The sequence below is a fragment of the Acaryochloris sp. IP29b_bin.137 genome, assembly GCF_028285745.1.
Lineage (GTDB): Bacteria > Cyanobacteriota > Cyanobacteriia > Thermosynechococcales > Thermosynechococcaceae > Acaryochloris.
This window is the reverse complement of sequence record NZ_JANQOP010000328.1, coordinates 1-4,697: the sequence shown is the minus strand read 5'-3', so window position 1 is coordinate 4,697 and position 4,697 is coordinate 1. Positions and strand designations below refer to the sequence as shown.

The 4,697-nt window shown below is 52.0% G+C and carries 5 protein-coding genes; all 5 read left to right on the top strand.

Features of this window, described 5'->3' with window-relative positions; all coding sequences use genetic code 11:
• Positions 1–353 precede the first annotated feature (353 nt).
• The 5 genes from Q0991_RS22415 to Q0991_RS22395 all read left to right on the top strand — a co-directional run bounded on the left by Q0991_RS22415 (position 354) and on the right by Q0991_RS22395 (position 4,525).
• Positions 354–836 carry an MSMEG_0572/Sll0783 family nitrogen starvation response protein gene (locus tag Q0991_RS22415; protein WP_299492783.1) on the top strand — a complete coding sequence of 161 codons (483 nt, stop codon included), beginning with the start codon at positions 354–356 and terminating at the stop codon, positions 834–836.
• Positions 837–866: 30 nt separating this feature from the next.
• Positions 867–1,871 carry a Nit6803 family nitrilase gene (locus Q0991_RS22410; protein WP_299492781.1) on the top strand — a complete coding sequence of 335 codons (1,005 nt, stop codon included), beginning with the start codon at positions 867–869 and terminating at the stop codon, positions 1,869–1,871.
• Positions 1,872–1,880: 9 nt separating this feature from the next.
• Complete coding sequence (locus Q0991_RS22405) at positions 1,881–2,966, top strand: MSMEG_0568 family radical SAM protein (protein ID WP_299492779.1); 1,086 nt, start codon at positions 1,881–1,883, stop codon at positions 2,964–2,966.
• A 75-nt stretch (positions 2,967–3,041) separates the two neighbouring features.
• Positions 3,042–3,551, top strand: coding sequence for an MSMEG_0567/Sll0786 family nitrogen starvation N-acetyltransferase (locus Q0991_RS22400; protein WP_299492777.1), 510 nt, complete (start codon positions 3,042–3,044; stop codon positions 3,549–3,551).
• Positions 3,551–4,525 carry a sll0787 family AIR synthase-like protein gene (locus Q0991_RS22395; protein ID WP_299492775.1) on the top strand — a complete coding sequence of 325 codons (975 nt, stop codon included), beginning with the start codon at positions 3,551–3,553 and terminating at the stop codon, positions 4,523–4,525. Before Q0991_RS22400 ends, Q0991_RS22395 begins: the two co-directional genes overlap by 1 nt.
• The last annotated feature ends 172 nt before the right edge of the window (positions 4,526–4,697 follow it).

Sequence of the window (4,697 nt, the reverse complement as noted above, 5' to 3'; positions counted from 1 at the left end):
CAATCCATTAAAGGCAGACAGAGTATAGCTTAGGGCAAGTAATCAGCCTATCAGAATGGTGAAACCTCTCCAATTTGGCTACTCAGGACTGACAGTTTCCAGTACTGATTGGCAGATTAATGATCAAGTCCCCTTCAAGAGCGACTATACCTATCACTTTTCATAGGTAAATCTCCAATTCGAGGTTGATTCTGTAGGCCAACTGCTCATTTCCCTATCAATTCAATTAGACATTGAAGGTTTGTATTTGTTGATACAGGGGAAGGATTTTAACCCACCTACTGTGCAGAGTTAATGATGCTTATTAAACGCATCAGACCCTTTCTAAACTCTTCAAGAAGGATGCTTACCCTATGCCAGAAGTTACGACTCCCCTCCACCAGACTGGCGACTTTTTTGTGGATTATGAGGAAAAAGTATTCCCCGATGTACAGGCCGATCCCGGTGAAAAAGCATTAGTCACCTTCCATACCGTTGCTTTTGAAGGCTCGATTGGTTTAGTGAACCTATTGCAGGCCACCCGCCTGATTCGCAAAGGATTTGAAACCTCCGTTTTGCTTTATGGGCCAGGCGTCACCCTGGGCGTCCAGCGAGGCTTTCCCAAGCTTGGGGATGAAGCTTTCCCAGGGCATATGGCCATGAATAATCAGCTCGTCAAGATTATGGAAGAAGGGGGCAAAGTCTATGCCTGTCGATTTGCCCTACAGGCCCTCTATGGTCATGGTGAGCCCTCTTTGATTCCGGGGATTCGACCCATCAATCCCTTAGATGTCTTGGATATTGTCTTGGTGCACCGTAAAGCAGGGGCCTTTATCCTCGATACCTGGACTATGTAATCGTTGGGCCAGCCCCTTGAGGTCATCGTTATGGATCACGAAAAAACAGTACGAGCCGCTGCGGTGCAGATCAGTCCGGTCTTGTTCAGTCGGGAAGGGACCACGGAGAAGGTTTTGGATGCGATCGCATCTGCAGCCCAAGAAGGCGTACAGCTCATTGTCTTCCCTGAAACTTTCGTTCCCTATTACCCCTACTTCTCCTTTGTTCAACCGCCTGTGGTTATGGGTAAAGCCCATATGCAGCTTTATGAAGAAGCGGTGACCGTGCCGGGGACCGTGGTGGATGCCATCAGCCGAGCCGCTCGGTCCTACGAGATGGTCGTGGTCCTGGGGGTGAATGAACGGGAAGGCGGTTCCCTCTATAACACCCAACTGATCTTTGATGCCGATGGCACCTTGGGGCTGAAGCGACGCAAAATTACCCCTACCTACCACGAACGGATGGTCTGGGGGCAGGGAGATGGGGCTGGACTCGCCGTCCTAGAGACGGCAGTGGGTCGGCTAGGGGCCTTAGCCTGCTGGGAGCATTACAATCCCCTAGCTCGCTATGCCCTGATGGCTCAGCAGGAAGAAATTCACTGTGGGCAATTCCCCGGATCCATGGTGGGGCAAATCTTTGCCGACCAAATGGAGGTAACCATGCGCCACCATGCCTTAGAGTCGGGCTGTTTTGTGGTCAATGCCACAGGCTGGCTCACCCCAGAGCAAAAGCAGCAAATTACCGCCGATGAAAAACTGCAAAAAGTCCTGAGTGGGGGCTGCTATACCGCCATTATTAGCCCTGAGGGGGTGCCCCTCTGCGACCCCGTGACCGAGGGCGAAGGGATGGCCATCGCCGATCTCGATTTTTCCCTGATTACCAAACGCAAACGGATGATGGACTCCGTAGGCCATTATTCCCGCCCCGATTTGCTCCAGCTGCAGGTGAATCAACAGGCTTGGACCGTAAAGCAATCGGCTCTCACCGCGCCGCTCCCAGAGCAGAACACTGATTCCCCCGTATCCAGTGAGCCCATCCCGCACCCCGTCGATTAACCCAAGATTATGGACAAACAATATCTAATTACTGAACTGCAATCAAATGGACTGCAGGTGATTGACCCGAGTATTGGCGTAGCGGGTCGTCGGGGCGGAGCAGGCCCCTCAGATCATAAAGCGGTGACCGTGGATGGAACGACGGTGATGGTTCCCATCTATACGGGCACCGCTAGCCAGTCCCCCTATACTGCTCAGGTGAACCAAGGTCGACAGGCGGTGCTAGAGAAAGTCGACCAGGCCGTGGCCACGGTGGAATTTCCTCAGCAACCGCAGTTTTATCAACTGCAAACGGCAGAGGGCATTCCCTACTGGAAGATTGCCCTCCTCCATAGCCATGACGTGTTGGCCACTACGGTCTTGCAAACCTGTATGCGGTATCGCAATCCCGATACGGCCTGTCAGTTTTGTGCCATTGAAAAGTCCCTAGAGGCGGATCGAACCATTGCTCGCAAAACACCAGAACAGCTAGCAGAAGTGGCGGAAGCGGCAGTGCGACTGGACGGGGTCAAGCATATGATTATGACCACTGGCACCCCCAATACCCGCGATCGCGGAGCCGCCTACTTAGCCGAATGCGCCCAAGCCATTAAAGCGCGGGTCAACCTACCCATCCAGGCCCAATGCGAACCCCCAGATGATTTTGGCTGGTTTGCCCAGATGAAGGCAGCAGGGGTAGATAGTTTGGGAATGCACCTAGAAGCGGTAGATGCAGAAGTGCGATCTCAAATTATGCCCGGTAAAGCCGAAGTCCCCCTATCCCATTACTTTGAAGCCTTTGAGGCAGCAGTACAAGTATTTGGTTGGGGCCAAGTTTCTACCTATTTATTAGCCGGACTGGGCGATAGCCTGAACACGTTAGTTGAGGCTTCGCAACGGCTGATTGATTTGGGGGTATATCCCTTTGTCGTGCCCTTTGTCCCCATTTCTGACACCCCCTTAGCCACCCATCCCGCCCCCAGCAGCGAGTTTATGTTTGCCCTCTATCAGCAGGTGGGGGCGATGCTCAAACAAGCGGGCATGTCCTCGGCAGATATCAATGCAGGATGTGCCAAGTGTGGGGCCTGTTCCGCTTTGTCTACATTTGAAGCTTAGTTTTTTAGAGGATTTATAGAAGCCTGCAATCGGGTGATTGCAGGGCAGCACTATTTAGCAGCACAGAGGTATCTGATGGCATCTAGTCGATATTGCTTTAAATTGGCGCAATCTCCCCAGGATTTACGGGGATATTTTGCCCTACGTCAATCTATTTTTTGTCAGGAACAAGGTCTATTTGAAGGGAACGATGAAGACGATATCGATACCACGGCCTATCCGATCGTGGCTATTGATCAGGAAGCACCCCCAGACCAACAGGTGGTTGGGGTAGTCCGCATCTACGAGGAGCAAGATCGCCTCTGGTACGGCGGTCGATTAGGGGTTCATGCTAACTATCGCCGAGTGGGTCGCATCGGTAAAGGACTGATCTATAAAGCCGTGACCACAGCCAATACTTGGGGATGCGATCGCTTTTTGGCTACGGTCCAACTCCAGAACGTTCGGTTCTTTCAACGCCAGCACTGGGACTCCTTAGAAGAGATACAGATCTGCGATCGCCCCCATCACCTGATGGAAGCAGATCTGGCCTTTTATCCTCCCGGCCATGAACCCCGTCCCCAGCCCCTCCTGCAAGCCTCTTAATGCTGTCGGAGTTAGCCACCGAATTCCGACAAACCTTGGGTCTTCTGCATAAACGGGATATTCAACCCGTGGCCCGTCACTTGGGGGCTTGGGTCCCGGACAATACCACTCAACAACCCATTTGGTTGGGAGATGACTGTGCCGCTATTCCCGATGGCGAGGGGTACCTGTTGCTGGCAGCGGAGGGCATGTGGTCTGTATTAGTGGAAACGGAACCCTGGTTTGCAGGTTGGTGTGGGGTGCTCGTCAACGTCAGCGATATCTATGCCATGGGCGGTCAACCGATTGCGGTGGTTGATGCCCTCTGGAGTCAGTCCACGGATCAGGCGGAGCAACTCTGGCAAGGGATGAAGGCGGCATCTAAAGCGTTTAACGTGCCCATTGTTGGCGGCCATACCCATTGTCATAGTCCCTATGAAGCCCTATCGGTGGCAATTTTGGGACGCGCCCAACAGTTGATGACCAGCTTTAATGCCCAACCCGGCGATACTTTACTGTTGGTTACGGATCTAAAGGGTAAGCCCCATCCCAAATATCCGTTTTGGGATGCAGCGACAATGGCAGAACCACAGATCTTGCAGGCCAATCTCAACTTACTGCCCGCCCTGGCTGAGTCAGGACTATGCGATGCCGGAAAAGACATTAGCATGGGAGGCTTAGTGGGCACCTTATTGATGTTATTAGAGACTTCCGGTTGCAGCGCTGTGCTGGACCTAGAGGCGATTCCCTGTCCTTCGGGTTTGGACTTCAAACAGTGGCTGGTGAGTTTCCCCAGTTATGGTTTTTTGTTGAGTGTCAGACCCGATTGTGTGCAGCCAATCCAACAAGTGTTTGCCCCCCATGATTTGGTTTGTGCAGCCATTGGTCAGATCACGCCGGGGCATACCCTAACCCTAAAATCTGGCGCTGACTCAACTGCCTTCTGGGATTTAAGCCAGGAATCCTTAACTGGCTTTTCAAAATTTAGCCCTTAAATCGAAAGTGTCAGGTGTGATTAGCCAAACTCTCTAAAATTGTCACAATCCCCCCTAAATGTTGTCTTCATTATTGTTAAGCAGCCTGGAATAATTCCTGGAGTTCATTCACACCTTTCATGAACTTCTTTCTTCGATCAGATAGAGATACGAATTCTGCCATTCGAGAGCG